The sequence below is a fragment of the Vibrio methylphosphonaticus genome (assembly GCF_023634655.1).
GTDB classification, from domain to species: Bacteria; Pseudomonadota; Gammaproteobacteria; order Enterobacterales; family Vibrionaceae; genus Vibrio; species Vibrio methylphosphonaticus.
In genome coordinates, this window is record NZ_JAMKMS010000002.1 from 382547 (window position 1) to 403209 (window position 20663).

Here is a 20663-nt window from a genome sequence, read left to right on the forward strand (position 1 = left end):
CACCATGCCTACATTAGCTTGATTGCGGCTAAATTGAGAAAGTTCACGCATAGACTCGCTTCAATTCCGCCATAGTGGAAACACAAACTGTATTTCTCCCATTTTTTTTCGCTTGATACAAGGCTTTGTCAGCACGACGGACTACGCTATCCCAACTTTCATTGGTATGGATTTGCGCGACCCCAAAGCTACATGTCGGTTGAACTTCCAGATTATCAACGTAGGGGGCATGTTCAATTTTTTGTCGTAACCGCTCTGCAAGATTTTCCGTCACCTTTATATCGTGATCATCAAGCACAATGATTACTTCGTCTCCACCATAACGAAACATCAAACCAAGGGATGGCAATGTATTACGTAAAACAGCAGACACAGTTTGAATCACTCTATCACCCACAACGTGTCCGTATTCATCATTGATACATTTAAAGTGATCGATATCGAGCATAATTAGACTTATTGTGCGTGGCGTCTTTTCTCTTCTATCATTTAAATCTTGAACAAATAAATCGAGAGCGCGCCTATTTCTTATTTTAGTGAGAGAGTCGTAAAAAGAGAGTTCATTGATCGCGTTTAACTGCCTTGCATTAATCATCCAAAGCATGCAAAAGCTAATAGAAACAATAAGAAAAATACTAAACAAAAACGTTAACTGATGGACTAAGCTCGCACTCATAAATTCAGTCACACTTGCACTGACTATCGTGTGATAACCACGATACAGCATAAATAAACCATACAAGAAATACGCTCCTGACATCATTTTCACCGCTAGCGGAAGATCATGTCGAGTCCCGCTTAGTAGCGCTTTAACAGAGGAAAATGATACCATTGCCAGATAGCTTGCACTCACAACGATACGCGCGCTGATTGATGGTTCGACATAAGTAAAATACACAAATAACCCAAAAACAATTGGGATCAACGCCATACAAGCATAGGAATATCGAAAAGTAGACTCCCGAAATGAACATAAACCATGCAGAAGCATCTGAAACGCGAACGTAATCAGCATATTTGCTACCACGATACTAAACCATTCCGAAACAAACCCCCTGAAACTGATTAATAGCGGTCCAGTCCCCATGGCTAAAAGAGCCAAAGCAAACACCTTAAGTCCCTTCACCGAGTTATTTGAGCACTGGGAGTTAGCCCGTAAATGACCACGAATCAAACGGTTAGGTTCTAAACTTTTGGGGTGCTGATTATTAGGATGCAGATTGTTAGGATGAAGATCGTTCGGGCGTTGGTAAAGCAACAAGCCTATGCAATAGATGCAGCTAAAGAGAATCATTATAAAATTTAGCGTTCTCATATCTAAAGAAAACACATCCATGTGCCAACCTTTTCTGTGATTCGGAATAATTACAAATCATTCAGCTCAGTTATTAATAAGATGTATATTAGAATAATTACTTGGTGGTTCTTTATTGCGACTAAAAAATGTGAGTGAAGTCACTAATATTTAAGGATAGGAATCAGTGATGAGGCTAGAAGACCGCAGGACAACATTAGACAATATAAAACTAAGCACTTATATAACTAAGGCAAATCAAAACTAACTATATTAGGAGAGTATCCCAACTTGAATCAATTTTGCCATAAATTGTCATTGCTCCGACCTAGCGCTCACCTAGCTTTCGCAGCACTGACATCAATAATCTCTATTTACGGTTAAATACTGCGCATAAATTAAAGGGGCACAAGTCCTCTTAAACTTTGCAGGGTTAAACACATCATGAATTACACACTACAAGATACAGAAGCGCTCTACAGCGTTTGGATGTCACAAAAAGCGAAAATGCACATTACTCAAATGGAAGTCGCTAAACGTTTGAGTATTAGTCAGGTTGAACTTTCCAATCGCCTAAACGGTCAACATCCATTAGATGCCCCCTTTATTGATCGGTTCTGTAAGTTATTACACATCAACCCTAACCATCATCTGCCTTCACTAAAAGGCTCAGTTCGGGTTGCCGCGAACGACGAGCGCCTGTTTAATACCAAGTTGACGATTGATGGTGAAATCACCAACGTAAGAATTGATGGTAACCAAGTCGTCGTTGAATATCGAGTCCAGTAACTAGACGTACTATCAACGTGTTAAGGCTCAGCTTTGTGAAGCTTACTTTACAGACTAACGTCATGTGCCCTAAGGACCTAGTCCAAGCAACGGCATATAGGATGGTCGTTACTGATTAAGTAGCGCGATGCATTCTTGGTATTTAGGCTTTGCCGGTTTTTTCTTCGGTTTATCAGCGAGCTTTAGCACGGGTGTTTTGGGTTTCGGCGCAACATATGGATTAGGTTTCCAAGACGCGAGTTCTGCCCCACACCCATCGCCTTTTGGTGGTGGCGATTGCGCGACACATTGGCTATCGCCCTCAGGGCAATGCAAACGCACATGGAAATGGGAATAATGCCCCCACCACGGACGAACTTTCCTTAGCCACGAGCGATCCTTCCAAGCCGTGTCACATAATTGCTGCTTAATCAGAGGGTGCACAAAAATTCGAGCCACTCGCTCATCCACTGCGGCAGTTTGAATTAACAGCGCATGACTCTCCGTCCATTTCTCTTTTTCTAAACGATAGCTCTTAAGATCAACCACCGAATAAGGCTTGGGCGTTGAAAGCTGTTCAACACTCAATGGCGCCGCTGGAAGTCGCAACCAAATATCGGCATCTAATCCAGTCTGATGGCTTGCATGGCCAGAGACAAAACGCCCACCACGAGGCATGGCAATGTCACCGACTAAGATACGACCAATTCCCAAGGCATCAACACGAGCCGCAAGTGACGTCAGATAGTCAATCATGTCGGCGTGACCATAGTAGCGATTTCGTTGTGTTCGAATCACTTGATAGCCCGTACCTGCTGGTGCAAGCTCAGCACCTCCAGCCAAACAGCCGTTGGCATAGCTCCCAATCGAGTTTGATTCTCCGTCGCTGGGCACCGTGACTTCTTCCCATGAACGATTCATTGCCAATGACGACAATGGCAGGCACAAACATAACACCAATCCATATTTTATCATTTCTGCTTCTCCGTGCCCGCTCAGCCTCATAAGCTTATTTCTATCTCATAAGCCGAATTCTATTTCATAAGCCTACTGTTATTTCACAAGCCAACTGTTATTTCACCAGCCAACTATTATTTCACAAGCCAACTTCTATTTAGAAAGACGACGGCATGTCATAAGAATCGGCAACGTGCTTAAGATGTAGGCGCAGTTCATCAACCACACCGATTATAAGCATAGCGTGTCATTACCTTGCTGGCTTCGAAGACACAGATTAATTCAATATATCAAATTTGAAATCAATCACATTCATTAACAAAAGACTCATAAAGCAACGATAACTTATTGAGTCATAGCCAGTTTCCATTTAATACTATCTTTCTTATATCTAGGCATAGATGTAAGTAACGAAAAGTCGTCATTCCTTTTTTAGGCTGCCACCTTCGGGATGACGACTTCATTAAGATACCTTGAAACAAGATACCTTGAAGTGAGATACCCTTTAAACGCTCTCACCAAGATAGCTTTCAACACGACGTCGATATTCATGTTTCAATGAAGCGTCAATAAAACTGGCGTCAATTGCATTAAGCGTAAATTGAGTCAATTCATTGCGCGTCATAGGGTGAGCATCACTCACCGCTTGAAAATTATCCGTCATATAACCGCCAAAATAAGCCGGATCATCAGAGTTAATCGTCACAGCAACCCCTTTACGCAGTAATTCCACAATATTGTGCTGAGACATATCATTAAACACGCGTAATTTAATATTCGATAGCGGGCAGACGGTGAGTGGCATCTGGCTCTCAATAAGCGAATCTAATAACTCTGGGCTGTCAACACAGCGAACCCCGTGATCGACACGACTCACTCCAAGAATATCTATTGCATCAACGATATTTTGTGCCGGTCCTTCTTCTCCGGCGTGAGCCACTGTCAAGAACCCCTCCTTTCTCGCCATAGCAAAAACATTCTCAAATTTTTTCGGAGGATGCCCTTGCTCTGATGAATCTAATCCAACACCAATGATCTTATCTTTATGATCAAGTGCGAGTGTTAAGGTGTTTATCGCTGACTCTTCTGACAAATGGCGAAGAAAGCACATAATAATATGAGATGAAATTGCCAGTTTCTGCTGACCATCTTGCAACGCACGAGCAATGCCGTTAATCACGGTATCAAACGCTATCCCGCGCTCGGTATGTGTCTGAGGATCAAAAAATATCTCAGTATGAATAACATTATCCGCATGACAACGCTGTAAATAAGCCCAAGTTAAGTCGTAAAAGTCTTGCTCGGTAATCAGCGCATTTGCCCCTTGATAATAGAGATCTAAAAATGACTGAAGATCGTCAAATTCATAGGCTTTACGTAGCGCTTCTGGTGACGAGTATGGCAAATCGATGTGATTACGTTGAGCCAGTGTAAAGAGTAATTCAGGCTCGAGTGAACCTTCGATATGTAAATGCAGCTCTACCTTTGGAAGACCTTGAATAAATGCGTTCATATTCCACCTTTATAATTAGTGTTGTGGGTGCACTTACTCTTAGTATGGAATGGATCTGCCACTTTTTCGAAATTCAGCGACCGCTTTATCAACTATAAGCGAGAAGCTAGAAGCTAGAAGCTAGAAGCTAGAAGCTAGAAGCTAGAAAGGATTGAGCACATCCTGAATCGATACCAACACAAAGAGTAAGAACACTATTGTGATCTTAACTCTTCGTAATCAGCACTTTCAGGGTACTGGTAGAGACCCCCAAACCATATTATTGGGGTTATACGAAGCAAACGGTTGCTATTATACGGATCACTCGTTCGATTACCACTATTGATACTACCGTGACCATTGCCGCTCATACTGCAGTACACACGGCGGACGTCGATAGGCGCAACTTATCTCGCATTACAGGGACACGACAAAAACATCCTTCAATTTTTTTGAACGACATTATCACTTCCTTCCCCTGCAACCTACGCCACTTGAGTTCTATAGTGATTCCAAACCAAGGAGATTCATTATGACTGTTTATCGAAATGTTCAACACATTATTCCTTCCCATGCCACTTCTGATGGTGATGGCGTAAAAATTCGTCGTGTACACGGCTTTGATAATCAAGCGTTTTCGCCGTTCTTGATGATTGATGAACTCCGTTCCGACGACAAAAAAGACTACATTGGTGGTTTTCCTCCACACCCGCACCGAGGGATTGAAACCCTCACCTACATGCGTCAAGGGCACTTTCAACATCGAGATCATATGGGAAACGTGGGTGAATTACGATCTGGAGGCGCGCAATGGATGGCAGCGGGTCAAGGTGTGATTCATAGTGAAATGCCGATTATGGAAGAAGGCGCATTGCACGGTTTCCAAATATGGATAAACCAGCCAGCAAACAACAAAATGATACCGGCTCAGTACCATGACTATCAGCCAGAAACCATCACACAACGAACCAATGAAGACATGGGCTCAATTCGTATTATTGCTGGTGAGTTAGGGCTTAATGACGCCATAGCTGCTGGTCCGTTGCAAAAAACCGGGGTGCCATTGATGGTTGCAGACTGGCAAACCACTCACGACCAGCGTATTAAATTACGACTCGATGCCAACCACAATGCCATGGTCTATGTGTATCTCGGACAGGCAAGTATTGAAGGAAAGATGTTGCAGCAAGGCGAGTTAGCACTGTTATCAAAGGGGGATTTGTTGAAACTTAGCGCGACTGGCGAATCGGGTATGTTAATTTTCTCAGGTGAGCCCATTGACGAGCCAATCGTTCACTACGGGCCATTTGTCATGAACAGCAAAGAAGAGATTCAGCAGGCGATCGATGATTACAATGCCGGGCTGTTTGAAACGTACTAACTAGGCATCGGGAAAAACACTTGGACACGATATTCACTGCTAATGTGTCACGCATCGACAACTTGCCGATGCGTCATTTATTAATCAAACGATCACTTCTGATGCGTATTCAACTCACCATGATCGTTTAATCAATAAAGCACTAACATTAGTAAAGAAGCAAGGTTAGTGCAGAGCTAGGTTACAAGTATTCACACAAATACGCGGTTGATGTTTCAACTTTTACATCAAAACTTGAGTCACCTTCAACATCAAAGCTCTCGCCAGCGTTAAACGTCACCCAGTCAGCATCGGTGCTGCGTTTAATCGTTAACGCGCCTTTCACCACACTCATTTTTTCCGGCGCTGCCGTTCCGAAGGTGTAACTACCCACAGCCATGACGCCAACACTGCTATCACCGTCAGCTTGAGTAAAACCAAGCGATTTAACACCACCATCAAAATAGGTATTTTCTTTTATCATGGGACTTCCCTGTTTAATTATCTAACATAAAAACATGGTTTTACCGCACTATTTGACGTAAAACAAGTTATTGATCAATAACGCGGTTCAATTGGTATAACAAGGTAGTCTTGGGTGTTCGTTCGCTCAAATAATAATTCAAGCAACGGAGAATTCTTATGTCGAAGTATGAAAGTAAAGTGCCCACCAATCGCGTATCACGGTTTGGTAAGCTTGCTTCTTTAGCGACTCGCGTGACGGGCGCGATGGTGACGGAAGGCGCGAAACAACTTTCTCAAGGCAAAAGACCGACTGCTAAAGAGTTGTTACTCACCCCCAGTAACGTAAAGCGTGTCGCGGATCAGCTTGCTCATTTGCGAGGCGCCGCGATGAAAGTCGGACAATTGATGTCCATGGATGCAGGGGATTTAATCAGCCCTGAACTTGCGGAGATACTCGCGAGACTTCGTTCCGATGCTGCGCCGATGCCTTCAAAGCAACTCGCCACGGTGTTAACTCAAGAACTCGGCGTCGATTGGAAGCAGCACTTTATCGAATTCAACTTCAAGCCAATCGCTAGCGCCTCCATTGGACAAGTGCATCAAGCCCATATTGAAGATGGAACAAAACTGGCTATCAAAGTGCAATATCCCGGTATTAAAAAGAGCATCGACAGTGATGTCGATAACGTCGGTACCTTACTCAACGTCGTAGGATTAATTCCTAAAGGAGTGAATTACCGAGGTCTATTAGAAGAAGCAAAAGTACAGTTACATGCCGAAGCTGACTACCTTCTTGAAGCTTCGTTACTGAGTCAATATCATCACTACCTCGATGGCAATAATAACTTCATTTTGCCTTCAGTCATCACTGAGCTCACTACTGATAACGTATTGGCGATGACATTCGTCAATGGTGAGCCGATTGAGTCATTAACCGACGCCCCCCAAACAACGCGGGACCGAGTCGTTCACCTGTTACTGGATCTACTGTTTAAAGAAATTTTCGATTTTAAACTGGTTCAAACTGACCCTAATTTTGCTAATTTCCTATACGACTCCGACCAGCAGAAAGTCGTATTGCTGGATTTTGGCGCGACCCGTCGTTATGACGAGAATATCAGTAATGGCTATCGACGCGCTTTCTCCGCCATTTTAGACGAAGACGATGATGCTCTTGACTACGCTTTGGCTCAAATTGGCTTTTTTAATCAAGATATTCTTGATGATCAAAAATCCGCTATTTTTGATCTTGTTAGACTCGCTTGTGAACCGTTGAAGCAACAAGGTACCTATCACTTTGGTAACAGCAATTTGCCACAGCGCCTTAGCCAAGCAGGCACTATTTTAAGTATGGAAAAAGGCTATTGGCATACTCCCCCAGCAGATGCGTTGTTCTTACACCGCAAAATAGGTGGGCTTTATCTGCTCGCGGCTCGACTTAATGCAAAAGTAGATGTCCATTCACTGTTTGAATCCTATCGCCTGAATACTAAGTAAACATTTAATACTTAGATGACAATGCGCATAAACCTCTGTCACAAAAGGATTAAGTGTTACAATCTAAATCTACTATTGATGGATAGGTCAACGTAAGCTCAAGTAATGGCGAAGCGAGTCGATATTTTATAAGAAGCGGGTCGATATTTTATTAATGGCCACATAAGGAGCAGTGAATGGCATCACGTAGAGGAAGGCATACAAAGACAAATGATAGCTTAACACTCATCATCATTTTGTTGGTCTCGGTCGCGCTAGCATCAGGGTTGGGTTTTGCCTTTTATAACAGCCATCAAAAGCACATCTCTCCAGCACAAGTCTATGGCAATTGGATCGAAATCGGCGCACCAAAACAAAGCACTGAAATACTCACGTTTGCCTCTCACGGCGTACAGCGAAACCACCGCCTTATCGCCACTCAATATGAATTTGATGGGCGCATTGTGAAATTAAAGACCGGCAGTGGCAACTGGGTTTACGAAAAAGTAGGCACCCCCCGCTCCCCACAATTACGTCGCATTACCCCTGCATTGCCTCCTCAACGATTCATATTACAAGGGTTTGAACACACCGTGCCAATGGATGGCTATAGCCCAGGGCAAAACCGTCGTTCCGCATTAAGTGAGCATTTCACCACCAACTAAACTCAAGCTATATTGTTGTGTGACGAAAATTATTGTTGTGTGACGAAAAATAATTGTTGAGTGATTAAAAATAAATTAAAGCGTCGATTACCTGTCGACGCGCACTTGCTCTTTGTGAAATGGAAATGGATAATACTGTTGATATAAATCAACGCTCATAGCAATTTCATATTTCTCCGCTGTTTCTCTCCTACACTTTTACTAAGCGTGTTAGCAAATAAGCACCACACTGGAAGCGTAACGGCAATATCTAATCAACAAACGTTGAGGCAATAACTTGTCATGATGGGCTTCCCTTAGATACATGCAACCAAGGAGAAGAACATGATAAAAACACATCGGAATTTTTTACTTCCTGAATCCAACGGTCACCACGTCAATATCGATATCAATCCTATTGGACATTTAGATATTGATATTGTTGAATTAAAAGAACACCATGATTCAGAATTTGAGCAAGTGACGTTCAAGCATGCTGGCTCCGTGACTCATGTTCAAGGTGTTGACGAACACAGCAACCAACTCTGGAATATCCCTTTACATTGCCAGGATGCCCACGAGTTAAATGCATTAATTTTACGTGCTAATGATGAACTAGAAACATTGATGCGCGATTTGTAGCCTGATGGCCAATAACGAAAAGTTGAGTTTTTCGACCCACACCGTGTATGAGCAGCATGCCTTGGAAACGGTATGTTGCTCATTCGCGATAACATAGCGCAACCATGCCCCTCTCCATGTCACATTATGACATTACTCTGTTAGAAATCGCCTAACTATCCATTATGATGCTCGCTCTTTAATTCAGTAGACGGATAGCATGGCAATGACTTTAACCAAAGACACCAAAATTTCTGGCATGCTTTGCCTTGCCGTCTTCGCTACCGTCACGTTTGCCCTAACGCTGCTCTTTTACCCGTTACCTTTGCTAGGTAATGTTGAGGCCATAACCGGTCAGGCGATGCAAACGCTCACCTATTCAGCAGGGCACCAAGGCTTTTTAATCACCTTACTGGTATTTAGCATCACCACCGCATGGGTTATAAAGAAATCTCCTATCAAGCGACACCTACTTATTCAATTAGGTCTATTGCTCGTGCTGAGTTTTGGTGCAAAGTCACTGTTAAAAAACGTAACGGAGAGCCCGCGCCCCTATACTCACCTACTTGCTGAACAGCATGTTATAAAGACTCCTAGTGACTTTTACACCCTTAATTTAACCGAAAAAGATCACGCAATAGATCAAGTTTCCGAGCAAGTCAGTCATTGGCGAACAATACATTGGATGGGGGAAACTGATTATTCGTTTCCTTCTGGACATACTATTTTTGCAAGTATCTGTGTGCTGTTTTTTGGTGGTCTACTGCTAAGCAATGGTCGCTATTTTCTAGCCACTTTGACCATCATTTGGGCATCTAGCGTAGCAATGAGTCGACTCTGGCTTGGTATGCACCGTCCTATCGACCTATTTGGCTCTATGTTGTTTGGTTTACTGTTATATGCCGTTGTTCCCATGACTTACCCTTTCCTTGAAAAATGGTTAAAAAAAGCAAAAGAACGAGTAAAAGTGTAAAAATCGCTAGAGCGAATTCGTAATTTCCATTATTATCGAAATACACTATTCGGGAGAACCTTTATGCAGATCACTACCGCCGCAAAAGCACTAAAAGAACTGGGTCACGTCACGCGTTTAGCGATCTATCGCCAAGTCGTTCGAGCAGGTCATCAAGGCATTCCCGTAGGTGAAATCCAAGAACGACTCGAGATTCCAGGCTCTACGTTATCTCACCATATCTCAAGTTTAACATCTGCTAATTTGCTGACTCAACGCCGAGAAGGTCGTACTCTTTATTGCGTTGCGCAATATGAGCATTTGCAAGGTGTGATCAGTTTTCTACAGGATGAATGTTGTATCGAAGAAACGTGCAGCAACGATTAAGTCCGACATATCCCGCCACAAAACGACACAATGTCAATATCGTCACACCCGAGGTTATCGAGTTAACCTATCTCCGCCTCGGGTAACGACTGAATACGCCCAACCCATCACTAATGCAAATCCAACCTATCACCAGTACAAATCCAACCCATCAAACCAATATGAAATCCAAATACATAACACTAGCACGCTCTCTTTTTAGATAGGATAAGCCCCATTCTATTCAAAATAAAGATAGAAGGTATCACGCGACCATCAACATATTCACTATTCTGCCGACAACGTCTTGGCACTCAACATAAAAACAACTAAATAACGAAAGCCCAGACCCAGGAGCTCTAAGTGAATCTCAACAACCTGTCTATTCGAACCAAACTGCAATGTATTGTTGTCATTGCTGTGATGATCCTTATTTCTATTGGCGTATTTAACCTAAACATACAAAAATCCACTAGCTATGAACAACGCAAGATCAGTATTCAAAACAATGTTGATATTGCGAGAACCCTCACCGAGCATTACATTTCGCTTAGCTCTGCGGTTGGAAAACAGGAAGCAAAAGTTCGAGCTATAGCGGCAATTCGCGAACTAAGCTTTGACCAGGATAAGTATTTTTGGATAGCAAGCTCAGATCAAAAAATTGTCATGCACCCAACTCAACCTCACTATGAAGGTATGAGCACTTCAACGATCAGCGATGCGCGTGGTCAACCATTTATGCAGCGACTCATCGCTTTAGCGACAAATCAAGGGCAAGGTTTTGTACAATATTACTGGAAACAAGCCTCAGGAGACGAGTCAGAGAAGATCACTTATGTGACGTATATCCCTGAATGGAATTGGATCATTGGCTCCGGCGTGCCTTTATCTGATATTGACGACGATTTCAAATCTGCGATGTTCAAAGAACTCATTATTGATGGCATCGCGGCGTTATTACTCATTCTATTATGCGGTGTTATTGCGCGAAACATCGTTACCCCAATTGAAGAGCTAGTGAAAAATGTCCACCTCGTTGCCGATGGCGACCTTAGCCGAAACTTAACGACGCCGCGCAAAGATGAAATTGGTATATTAAGCCGCGAGCTCAACCGAATGATGCATACCCTGCGCGACACCATATCGGTCGCCAAAGAATCCTCTAACCATTCCAGCCAATTGTCAGCCTCTATTGCTGCCACCAGCGAAGAAACGGCTACCTGTATTCACTCGCAAAATGAGCAACTGGAGCTATTAGCTACGGCGATGAGTGAAATGACATCCACCATTCAAGATATTGCCGAAAATGCAGAGCGCACTTCTGTAACAACAGAGCAAAGTCAAATCCTAGCCGGTGATGGTAGCCGAAGCATGGGATACACATTAGACAACATTGCCACCATTTCAGACGACATTACCGATACTTATGAACTGATGACATCGTTAAAACAAGGGGTGGCCGATATTAGTAACGTTGTTGGCGTCATTACAGAAGTGTCCGAGCAAACCAACTTACTGGCGTTAAATGCTGCTATTGAAGCCGCTCGCGCTGGCGAGCAAGGTCGTGGCTTTGCCGTGGTTGCCGATGAGGTGAGAAATCTTGCTAGTCGAACGCAAGAGTCCACCACTCAAGTACAAAGCACTATTGACGATCTAAACAAGCGAACCAATCGTGTGTTATCAGTCATGGCGACCAATCAAGAAAAAATCACCCACAGCGTTCAGCTGGCCACCAAAACCCAAGCGCAGCTTGATGGTGCGGTGACAAGCTTGAACCAGACGCATGACATGGTGACTCAAATCGCGGCAGCGGCCGAACAGCAAGGGATTGTCGCTAATGATGTGAATGAAAACGTGACCGTCGTGCACACGTCCATTCGCGAAATAAAACACACTAGCCACAGTTTAGCCCAGCAATCTCAAACGATGGCGCAAGCGTCTGACGAGTTATCACAAAAACTGGCATACTTTAAATTTTAACTGAATATCAAGCGCTACATAGCACATAAATGATGATGTACTGTGTAGCCTTTATCTATCGCACGTCGTTTCGCTTATCGGTTTAGTGTGCCCTACACACAAAAATGACAGTTTTCTTGGTGTAAACCGTATTCGCCGCGACGAATAGACAAGTGCTCCTCTCCTGCCGCTAGTCCCATTTCATACCCTTGATGCAAGGTCTTCTGGTTCATCGTTAATCTCTTCACCGCAAAGTTTTCTGGCGGGGTAATCACTCTGATCGTTGCATCTTTCGGTGGATGTCGAATAAATTCTAGCGATTGATTGTAGTTCTCGGCTCGCACCTTCATCGCCTGAGCAATACTCGGATACTTCGCTAATAAAGCCTGAACCAGCCATGCCGAGCGACTGGCTTTCATTTCATAACTCAGTGGGTGCGATAAGATCACTGTAATATCACGAGCACCACGGCGGTAGGCTTCTTTTACTGGAATAGAATCAGCGACACCACCATCAGTATAACAACCACCAGAGAAACACGGTGGACGACGATAGGCAATCGGAAGTGCGGTTGTCGCTTCAATAATGTTGGATAATGAATGAGGCTCCACTCGGTAATAATCAGCAAGCCCGCTATCAATATTAGTCACGGCCGCAAACATGGGGATACTAGAAAAAAGTGCCTCGCAATTAAGCGGATAGCGTTGATTAGACTCATTCCATAACCACTTCACATCAACCAGATCCCCGCCTTTGGCAAAGCGAGCTGGATTAAAAAACCGCTTGTTGGTTGCCATTTTAGTGATGACTTCAAAGCTGCGTTGCGGAGAGTTTGATAGATACCCAACCAAGTTCGATGCCCCAGCCGAGACCCCAATTGCAAAATCATAAGGCATAAAATCATGATTCATAAAGGCATCTAGTACACCACTTGCAAAAATACCTCGCATTGCGCCACCCTCTACAATCAATGCACTCTTATTCATCATTTGTCTCTCATCATTAATACTAGTGACAGAATAATGAAACTGAAGATTGAAATATAATGGGACTTTTAAATTACTTCGATAGTTAAAAACTATCGAAAATAATCGTCATTTGTTAAATCGCTCCCTAGCAAAAATTAGGGAGCAAATATGCGCTATTTTTGCTCGTAAACTAAAAGAAAGGTCACGGGAACAGACGTCGCGATCGAAGGCAATGCTGCGATTTCTCTTAGTTTCTCAATGCCTTCCTCTAATCCAAAGTCCGCAGCATTAACAATAATCGGGTCATCGGCCGCGACAACTATTTTGTCATCAGACATTTTCATCACGGTCAAATGAGCTGGGTAGGTCTTTTGTTTACCATGTAGGTCGACAGTCACATCGAGTACCGATGAATATATACCACCGATATCTGTACCATCTAGCTTACTCATATCGATGACCGTAGTGATCGTTGCCGATTTAAATGATGCCACATCAAACAGCATACTTTTTAATCGCTCATTTCTGATTTCGATATTGGTTTCAACACTACTTAAGTCCAGCATCACCGCCGCTTTACCGTCATCTGATATGTTGCCAGACATTGCATCAAAATGATGAACCTCACTGGCGGCATTTTTTTTCGTTGAAATAAACTTTAACGAGGATTCTTCATTATCTAACATCCAACTTGCCGACGCGGGTAGGGTTAGCATTAACGCCATCAAAGCGCTGATTCCTGTTTTCATATCACTTTCCTTTGATTATGTTGTTTATATCTAATAGGTGTAGTTCACCGTTATCAGAACACCAAGTTCAATTCCGGAAACACCTATCGTGATTCCATTATTATTAACCTGACTACACTGATAGAGTCCGCGGCGAACCCATTAACATCAATATAAATAGGGTTAATGGGTTCTCGAAGTGCATTCACCAAGCTAATTGTTAATGGTATTGATAATAATTCGTAGTTACTTTACTATCCGCTTCTATTTTTCTGAACCTCGCCGGTGTTACATTGTTAGCCATAAAGCAGTTAAAATCTAAGGTCTGTGAATCTATAGTTTGTGAATCTATAATTTGTGAACCGATAGCTTGTGAAACGATAGTCTGTGAACCGATACTTTATAAAGCTCACCTTGCGTCAGTCTTTAACCCCGTAACAATGCTCCGTCGATTATTTATCGTTCTTTTCTTATTCACCACACCATTATTATCGGCAAGCGAGCAAACGCGAACCATTCAAGATGAACACGGCGAACTCACCCTTTCTGGTACGCCTCAGCGAATCGTCGTACTTGAATATTCGTTTATAGACGCCCTGGCCTCTGTCGGTGTTTCGCCTATTGGCGTTGCTGATGATAAAAATATAGAGCGTATTCTTCCTGAAGTCCGTGCCCTAATTTCACCATGGACGTCTGTGGGAATGCGACCGCAACCTAGCTTAGAAGCCATTTCAGAACTTAAGCCCGACCTGATTATCGCGGACGCAGAACGACATGCCACGGTTTACAAAGATCTTAGCACCATCGCCCCAACGCTATTGCTTAAAAGCCGCGGTGAAACGTATCAAGAAAACCTCGCTTCAGCGTTAAAAATTGGCACTGCGGTCAACAAGCAAAGTCAAATGGCACAGCGAATTTTGCAGCACAAAACCAGCATGGCATCGTACAAACAAGGATTAGCAAGCGCCGAAACCATCCAATTTGCGGTTGTCACCGACAAAGGGATGTGGCTGCATGGTCCGAACTCCTATGCTGGAGGTGTCATTACCGCGCTCGGTCTGCAAGGGCCAACGTTGCCAGATCATGACAAAGCCTATATTGAAGTCAGCTTTGAACAGCTATTAAAAGTCAATCCAGATTGGTTACTAGTCGGTCCCTATAAACCACATACTGTCTATGATGACTGGCAAAAACAACCTCTGAGTAAACTACTTAAGGTGTCACAAAAACAGCAAGCTGTACGCGTATCTCCGCAATTGTGGTCCCTTAACCGAGGTATGCTCGCGGCCGAAGGCATCGCCAAAAATTTGCAAACGCTGTTAACGGCTAAGTAATGTTAACGATATTAAAACCCCAAGGCCTTTCGCTTTGGTTTGCACTCATTACCGCTTTGATCATGGCATTCAATCTGTCGCTTATCGCGTGGTCGAGCTTCGACCTATCGATGACAACGCTTTGGAACTTTTGGTTCCACTTCGATGAACTTAGCATGGAGCATCAAATCATCGCGACACTAAGAATGCCCAGAGCATTATGCGGTGCCGTAATTGGAGCCAACTTAGCGGTTGCAGGGACTCTCATGCAGGGGCTTACACGTAATCCGTTAGCCTCGCCATCGGTTCTGGCCATCAATGCGGGTGCATCTTTGTGTATTGTCATTGGGAGTATTGGTCTTATTACCCTGCCAATACCAACGATGCTATTGGGCGCGATTGGCAGTATGTTAAGTGGCTTAATCGTTATTTTTTTGGGTGGCTTCTTTGACCATCGCCTACACCCTTTAAAGCTGGTTTTAGCGGGTATTGCTGTTAATGCATTACTGCTGGGATTAACACGGGCCTCTATTATCTTGGCTGATGACATGGCGTACAGCATCCAATCTTGGTTGATCGGCTCGATCAGTAACCTCGACTGGGCCATATTCACTCAAATGATGCCGATGAGTTTCGCCGCGCTTGTTCTCTCTTGGTTGCTAGCACACCAACTCAACCTACTTTCACTTGGGCACGATGTGGCAACCAACTTGGGCGTTAACACGAGTGTCATACGTTTGCTTGCTTGTTTCGCGATTGTCATTTTGACCAGCGTCAGCGTTGCGACAGCAGGCCCTATCGGCTTTGTCGGTTTACTGGTTCCACACATTGCGAAAAAGCTCGTTGGACAAAGTTATCGGCTGATCATCCCAGCGAGCGCGTGTATTGGTGCACTGCTGATGACACTCGCCGACATGCTCTCTAGAGCGATGGCTTTTCCTACTGAAACGCCTGTGGGCGTTGTCACTGCACTTATCGGCACGCCATTTTTCATTTTGCTATCTATTCGAGGTCGCTTGAACTCATGAGTGTCGCACTTCACCGCACAAAATATGCTCCTTGGCTAACGATCACAGTGGTTATATTACTGACTAGCATCATGAGTTTGATGGTTGGCGTCGCCGATTTATCTTTACCTGATGTTGTCCAGGCCGTACTGCATGGCGGTGATTACGATTTTGTTGTCAATCACTACCGGCTACCTCGCTTATTTCTTGCTATTGGTGTTGGCGCAGGTCTTGGGCTATCTGGCGCATTGGTTCAGGGGGTAATTCGTAACCCTCTCGCCTCTCCGGATCTTATTGGTATCAGCGCTGGTGCAGGTTTTGTCGCCACTTTAGTGCTAACAATCTCCCCAGATGCTCCCTTATATGTCCTTCCGCTTGCCGCGATGATTGGTGGAATGGCAACTGGTATATCGCTGCTCATTATCACCAAATCCACCAATCTTACTCCTGCGAGAATGGCACTCGTTGGCATTGCCATTAGCGCCTTTCTTGCGAGCGGCATTGATTACTTACTCGTGGTGCACCCAATCGAAATCAACACCGCGATGGTGTGGTTAACCGGTAGCTTATGGGGAAGAGATTGGGAGCAGGTCCCGATAATTTGGATAACATTAGCGATACTGCTTCCCTTAACGTTGTGGCTCGCATGGCGGCTCGACGTTGTTGGATTAGGCGACGAGACGGCCATCTCATTAGGCGTAGATTTAGATAGAGTTCAAAGTGTTGCCCTGCTTTGTGCCATCGCCTTAGCAAGTATCAGTGTTGCGATAGCCGGCACCATCAGCTTTGTTGGTTTACTGGCGCCCCATTTAGCCAGACTTATCTTTGGGCACCATCATAAGTCTCTGCTCGTTGGCTCAAGCTTAATAGGTGCACTCCTTGTTCTCGCCGCCGATACGATTGCTCGTGGTATTCAACCACCGATTGAACTGCCTGCGGGTGTGCTGACGTCCATTATCGGTGCGCCGTACTTTATTTTTCTACTACAACGCTATAAGGGTTGGTAATGCTGTCTGTTCAACATTTGCAAGTTGCCTATGGCAACAAGGTAATTATCGACGATCTCAACCTGTCTATTCCTAAAGGCAAAATTACCGCGCTAATCGGTCCTAATGGATGCGGAAAATCCACGTTATTAAAAACCTTAGCGCGCATTAATAAAGCGAAGTCAGGAAGCGTACTTCTCGATAATGTCGCACTTGAGCACATTCCCACTAAGCAGTTAGCGCAACGGCTTTCGTTGCTGCCGCAAATCCACGCCACCCCAGAAGGGATCAATGTGCGAAAATTAGTGGCTTATGGTCGCGCGCCCTACACCTCTCATTGGGGTAAATTGACAGCAGATGATCAACGTATTGTTGAAGAATCCATGGCTTCAACGGGTGTCACTGAACTTGCCGACACTCCAGTCGACAGCCTATCGGGTGGTCAACAGCAACGCGCGTGGATCGCGATGATCATGGCGCAAGACACTGATATTGTGATGCTTGATGAACCCACGACTTACTTAGACCTTTCCCACCAAATTGATCTCATGAACCTAATGCATGACATGAATCGTCGAGGGAAAACCGTCATCGTGGTACTCCACGATCTCAATCAGGCCTGCCGTTACTGTGATCACTTAGTGGTACTTGAGCACGGTAAACTCATCGCTCAAGGCGCACCGGAGCAGGTTTTCACTGAGTCATTATTGCAGCAAGTATTTAACCTTGATGCGATGGTTATCCCAGACCCTGTTTCTCAGTCACCAATGTGCATTGCCCGGTAGCGCAAATAAGAACGTTACCCTTTTAAAGACAAGCCAAACCATCTCTAAGGAATCATTTACTGTTCTCTGGACGGTGCTCGGCTGCACGCTATTTTAATTCGATAGAGTAATACGAGTTTCTCTAATGATAAAAACCAACAATTCATCCAAGCAGTATAAGGACACTATTTTGAAATCGTCTCACTCCGTTAAGGCAAGTCTATTTACCTTGTCTCTTTTAGCGTTATCAATAAACAGTGCATACGCTGAGAATGCACCGCTAAATCAAGATCAAACTAAAAATAACGCTTCTCAGCCAACAGCGGAAGACACGGAACAGGAAGCACCAAGCCAAGTCGAAAGTGAATCTAAAGCGGCTGAAACCATGGTAGTCACCGCAACTCGATATAGCCAGGATACCGACAAAATCCCAGGCTCGATTCACGTCATCTCGAATGAAGAACTCAAGCAACAGACAGCGGTAAGTGACGACTTAACCAGTGTCATTGCTAATCTGGTTCCAGGCATGACGCCTAGTCGCCAAAAACTTTCCAATCAAGGTGAAAATTTACGAGGTAGAACGGCCCTAATCATGGTCGATGGCGTACCACAAAATAACCCACTTCGAAACGGTAACCGCTACGGTTATACCGTTGATCCTTCTATGGTAGAACGAGTTGAAGTCGTACAGGGGGCGAGCGCGGTTCAAGGCAATGGCGCGACGGGCGGTATCATCAATTACGTGACCAAAAGCGCGAAACCGGGTGATCACTGGAAGCAGACCATTGGTACACGAGTCACTTCTAATTTAAAAGATGATGGCACGGGTGGTAAGGTTTACTACAACCTGAAACAGTATGACGAAGACTACGACCTGTTCATTGGCGGTTCTTGGGAGCAACAAGGGCTTTACTATGATGGTAACGGCAACCCTATCGGCATGAATGCCATTCAAGGTGAAACTCAAGACTCAAATGCAACCAACTATTTAGCGAAAGGTGGTTATAACTTTGATGGCGGCGATCAACGAGTCAGCTTTAGTGCCAGCCGCTTTCAGCTTAAAAGCAATCAAAACTACGTACCAGTAAAAGGCGACCACGTTAATGGCACGCCGGGCACCGTCGTGCCTGGCACACCAGATGGCGTTCCAACCTCTAACTATGCTGAGTTATACAACTTCGGCTACGACCATTACAACTTCGCCGGCGGTGAGCTTAAGTTTCAAGCGTTTTACCAAGAGTTCGAAGCGGTTTATGGCCAAGCTTCTTGGTGGCCAACGGCTGACAAGCAAATGGATCAAGGCGCGATCGTGTCGTCAAAGAAAGGCTTCAAACTCAGTTACGTTAGAACCGATATATTGGGCCTAGACGACAGTTGGGTGGTTGGCCTAGATGGCATGGAAGACGCCACTAAACAAAAATTGATGCAATCAGGCAAAGATGTCACACCTGATATGATGTATCAAAGTCTTGCGCCATTCGTTCAAGGTGATTTTCTTGTCTCTGACGCGCTACGTTTATCCGGTGGTGTTCGTTTAGAAAACACCAAGGTTAAAGTAGCAAACGGGCAAACCCTTTGGGGATACGGCAATGCGGGGCACCGCCAAGTCGATATCATCGGTGGTGAGCAAAACTTTAGCCAAGCAGTATTTAATGCTGGCGCAGTTTACGACTTCACTCCATCCGTTAGCTCTTTTGTTGGCTTTAGCCAAGGTTTCGGCTTACCTGACATTGGCCGTGTATTACGTGGTAACTGGATCGGTGGACCATCAAATGCGCCGGTTGGTGGCGCACCAATTGACTTCAACACCATGCCGGCAGTGAAGCCTGTCGTGACCGACAACTATGAAATAGGCTTGAGCTACAGTGACGACAAATTGCATGTCAGCGGCAGTACTTATATGTCTATTGCTAAAGATGGCGCGAATTTGTCATTAAACAGTGGCGGTACTTATGATGTTACTCGTCAACGTACCGATATCAAAGGTTATGAACTCACCGCAACCTACAATGTGTTACCGACCACATCGGTTCAATCTTTGTACTCTCACGTACAAGGGCAAGTCGATAGCACAGGGAATGGCAGTGTGGATAGCGATATGGATCTTAAAAACTTATCTCCAGATCGACTGCTTGTTGCGGTTAACCATAGCTTTTCAGATCGCTTGAATGGACGAGTTCAGTACAACCATATGTTCTCTCGCTCTAAAGAGGCGAATGGCGCAGGCGCTGCTCAACGCTTTGAAGGCTATGGTCTAATGGATATCTCGATGTTTTATGACATGAACGGCTACGGCCGTGTGAGCTTTGCCGTTGAAAACCTACTCAACGAGCAGTACATCAATTACTTTAGCCAAATTCGCAATCACTCAAGTTACTACTTCTCGGGTCGCGGACAAACCTTCAGTCTTGGGTATGAGCTCGACTTTTAAGCTTTTAAGCTTTTAAGCTTTTAAGCTTTTAAGCTTTTAAGCTAGATATAATGAAGCCCTGACAGTTAACCCACTATCAGGGCTTTTTTTGTCTTGCCGTTCAATGGTAACG

Annotated in this window: 19 protein-coding genes and 1 riboswitch; of the genes, 13 read left to right on the top strand and 6 right to left on the bottom strand. The window is 44.4% G+C overall.

All coding sequences use genetic code 11. The features are described 5' to 3' along the window. Positions 1 to 43 precede the first annotated feature (43 nt). On the bottom strand, positions 44 to 1015 hold the full coding sequence (locus M9196_RS04025; protein WP_250616237.1) for a GGDEF domain-containing protein: 972 nt from the start codon (positions 1013 to 1015) through the stop codon (positions 44 to 46). Between the two features lie 723 nt (positions 1016 to 1738). Between M9196_RS04025 and M9196_RS04030 the strand changes: the two genes are divergently transcribed. Continuing rightward, positions 1739 to 2083 (top strand): helix-turn-helix domain-containing protein, encoded by a 345-nt coding sequence (locus M9196_RS04030; RefSeq protein ID WP_250616238.1) that lies wholly within the window; start codon positions 1739 to 1741, stop codon positions 2081 to 2083. Between the two features lie 108 nt (positions 2084 to 2191). Here M9196_RS04030 and mepA read toward each other — a convergent pair whose 3' ends face one another. Together mepA and M9196_RS04040 are read right to left on the bottom strand one after the other, a co-directional pair. Continuing rightward, on the bottom strand, positions 2192 to 3037 hold the full coding sequence (mepA, locus tag M9196_RS04035) for a penicillin-insensitive murein endopeptidase (RefSeq protein ID WP_250616239.1): 846 nt from the start codon (positions 3035 to 3037) through the stop codon (positions 2192 to 2194). 487 nt (positions 3038 to 3524) lie between these two features. Continuing rightward, positions 3525 to 4532: an adenosine deaminase gene (locus M9196_RS04040; protein WP_250616240.1), complete on the bottom strand. Its 1008-nt coding sequence runs from the start codon at positions 4530 to 4532 to the stop codon at positions 3525 to 3527. Between the two features lie 196 nt (positions 4533 to 4728). Then, a riboswitch (purine riboswitch) is annotated at positions 4729 to 4828 on the bottom strand. Positions 4829 to 5043: 215 nt separating this feature from the next. Here M9196_RS04040 and M9196_RS04045 point away from each other — a divergent pair. Then, a complete protein-coding gene (locus M9196_RS04045; protein WP_250616241.1) occupies positions 5044 to 5892 on the top strand; it encodes a pirin family protein in 849 nt (282 codons plus the stop codon). A gap of 181 nt (positions 5893 to 6073) precedes the next feature. On the opposite strand, the gene ppnP is transcribed toward M9196_RS04045, so the two are convergent. Next, complete coding sequence (ppnP, locus tag M9196_RS04050) at positions 6074 to 6355, bottom strand: pyrimidine/purine nucleoside phosphorylase (RefSeq protein WP_250616242.1); 282 nt, start codon at positions 6353 to 6355, stop codon at positions 6074 to 6076. A 158-nt stretch (positions 6356 to 6513) separates the two neighbouring features. Between ppnP and M9196_RS04055 the strand changes: the two genes are divergently transcribed. The 6 genes from M9196_RS04055 to M9196_RS04080 all read left to right on the top strand — a co-directional run bounded on the left by M9196_RS04055 (position 6514) and on the right by M9196_RS04080 (position 12375). After that, positions 6514 to 7833: an ABC1 kinase family protein gene (locus M9196_RS04055; RefSeq protein ID WP_250616243.1), complete on the top strand. Its 1320-nt coding sequence runs from the start codon at positions 6514 to 6516 to the stop codon at positions 7831 to 7833. Between the two features lie 176 nt (positions 7834 to 8009). Then, a complete protein-coding gene (locus M9196_RS04060; protein ID WP_250616244.1) occupies positions 8010 to 8477 on the top strand; it encodes a DUF2850 domain-containing protein in 468 nt (155 codons plus the stop codon). Between the two features lie 324 nt (positions 8478 to 8801). Continuing rightward, a complete protein-coding gene (locus M9196_RS04065; RefSeq protein ID WP_250616245.1) occupies positions 8802 to 9098 on the top strand; it encodes a hypothetical protein in 297 nt (98 codons plus the stop codon). A gap of 205 nt (positions 9099 to 9303) precedes the next feature. Continuing rightward, entirely contained in the window at positions 9304 to 10050 is a 747-nt protein-coding gene (locus tag M9196_RS04070) for a phosphatase PAP2 family protein (RefSeq protein WP_250616246.1), read from the top strand. Between the two features lie 63 nt (positions 10051 to 10113). Further along, entirely contained in the window at positions 10114 to 10416 is a 303-nt protein-coding gene (locus tag M9196_RS04075) for an ArsR/SmtB family transcription factor (protein ID WP_250616247.1), read from the top strand. A gap of 342 nt (positions 10417 to 10758) precedes the next feature. Beyond that, positions 10759 to 12375, top strand: a complete 1617-nt coding sequence (locus M9196_RS04080) for a methyl-accepting chemotaxis protein (protein ID WP_250616248.1) — start codon at positions 10759 to 10761, stop codon at positions 12373 to 12375. A 92-nt stretch (positions 12376 to 12467) separates the two neighbouring features. Here the strand turns inward: M9196_RS04080 and M9196_RS04085 are convergent, their stop codons facing one another. Continuing rightward, positions 12468 to 13340, bottom strand: a complete 873-nt coding sequence (locus M9196_RS04085; protein ID WP_250616282.1) for a patatin-like phospholipase family protein — start codon at positions 13338 to 13340, stop codon at positions 12468 to 12470. 155 nt (positions 13341 to 13495) lie between these two features. Next, complete coding sequence (locus M9196_RS04090) at positions 13496 to 14071, bottom strand: YceI family protein (RefSeq protein WP_250616249.1); 576 nt, start codon at positions 14069 to 14071, stop codon at positions 13496 to 13498. Positions 14072 to 14490: 419 nt separating this feature from the next. On the opposite strand from M9196_RS04090, the gene M9196_RS04095 reads away from it, so the two are divergent. The 5 genes from M9196_RS04095 (at position 14491) to M9196_RS04115 (ending at position 20551) form a co-directional block, all read left to right on the top strand. Further along, complete coding sequence (locus M9196_RS04095) at positions 14491 to 15384, top strand: Fe(3+) dicitrate ABC transporter substrate-binding protein (protein ID WP_250616250.1); 894 nt, start codon at positions 14491 to 14493, stop codon at positions 15382 to 15384. Beyond that, positions 15384 to 16391: a FecCD family ABC transporter permease gene (locus M9196_RS04100; protein ID WP_250616251.1), complete on the top strand. Its 1008-nt coding sequence runs from the start codon at positions 15384 to 15386 to the stop codon at positions 16389 to 16391. The genes M9196_RS04095 and M9196_RS04100 overlap by 1 nt, the downstream gene beginning before the upstream one ends. Beyond that, positions 16388 to 17377: a FecCD family ABC transporter permease gene (locus M9196_RS04105; protein WP_250616252.1), complete on the top strand. Its 990-nt coding sequence runs from the start codon at positions 16388 to 16390 to the stop codon at positions 17375 to 17377. Before M9196_RS04100 ends, M9196_RS04105 begins: the two co-directional genes overlap by 4 nt. Beyond that, complete coding sequence (gene fecE, locus M9196_RS04110) at positions 17377 to 18141, top strand: Fe(3+) dicitrate ABC transporter ATP-binding protein FecE (RefSeq protein WP_250616253.1); 765 nt, start codon at positions 17377 to 17379, stop codon at positions 18139 to 18141. The genes M9196_RS04105 and fecE overlap by 1 nt, the downstream gene beginning before the upstream one ends. Before the next feature lie 169 nt (positions 18142 to 18310). Next, positions 18311 to 20551 carry a TonB-dependent receptor gene (locus M9196_RS04115; RefSeq protein ID WP_250616254.1) on the top strand — a complete coding sequence of 747 codons (2241 nt, stop codon included), beginning with the start codon at positions 18311 to 18313 and terminating at the stop codon, positions 20549 to 20551. Positions 20552 to 20663 lie beyond the last annotated feature (112 nt).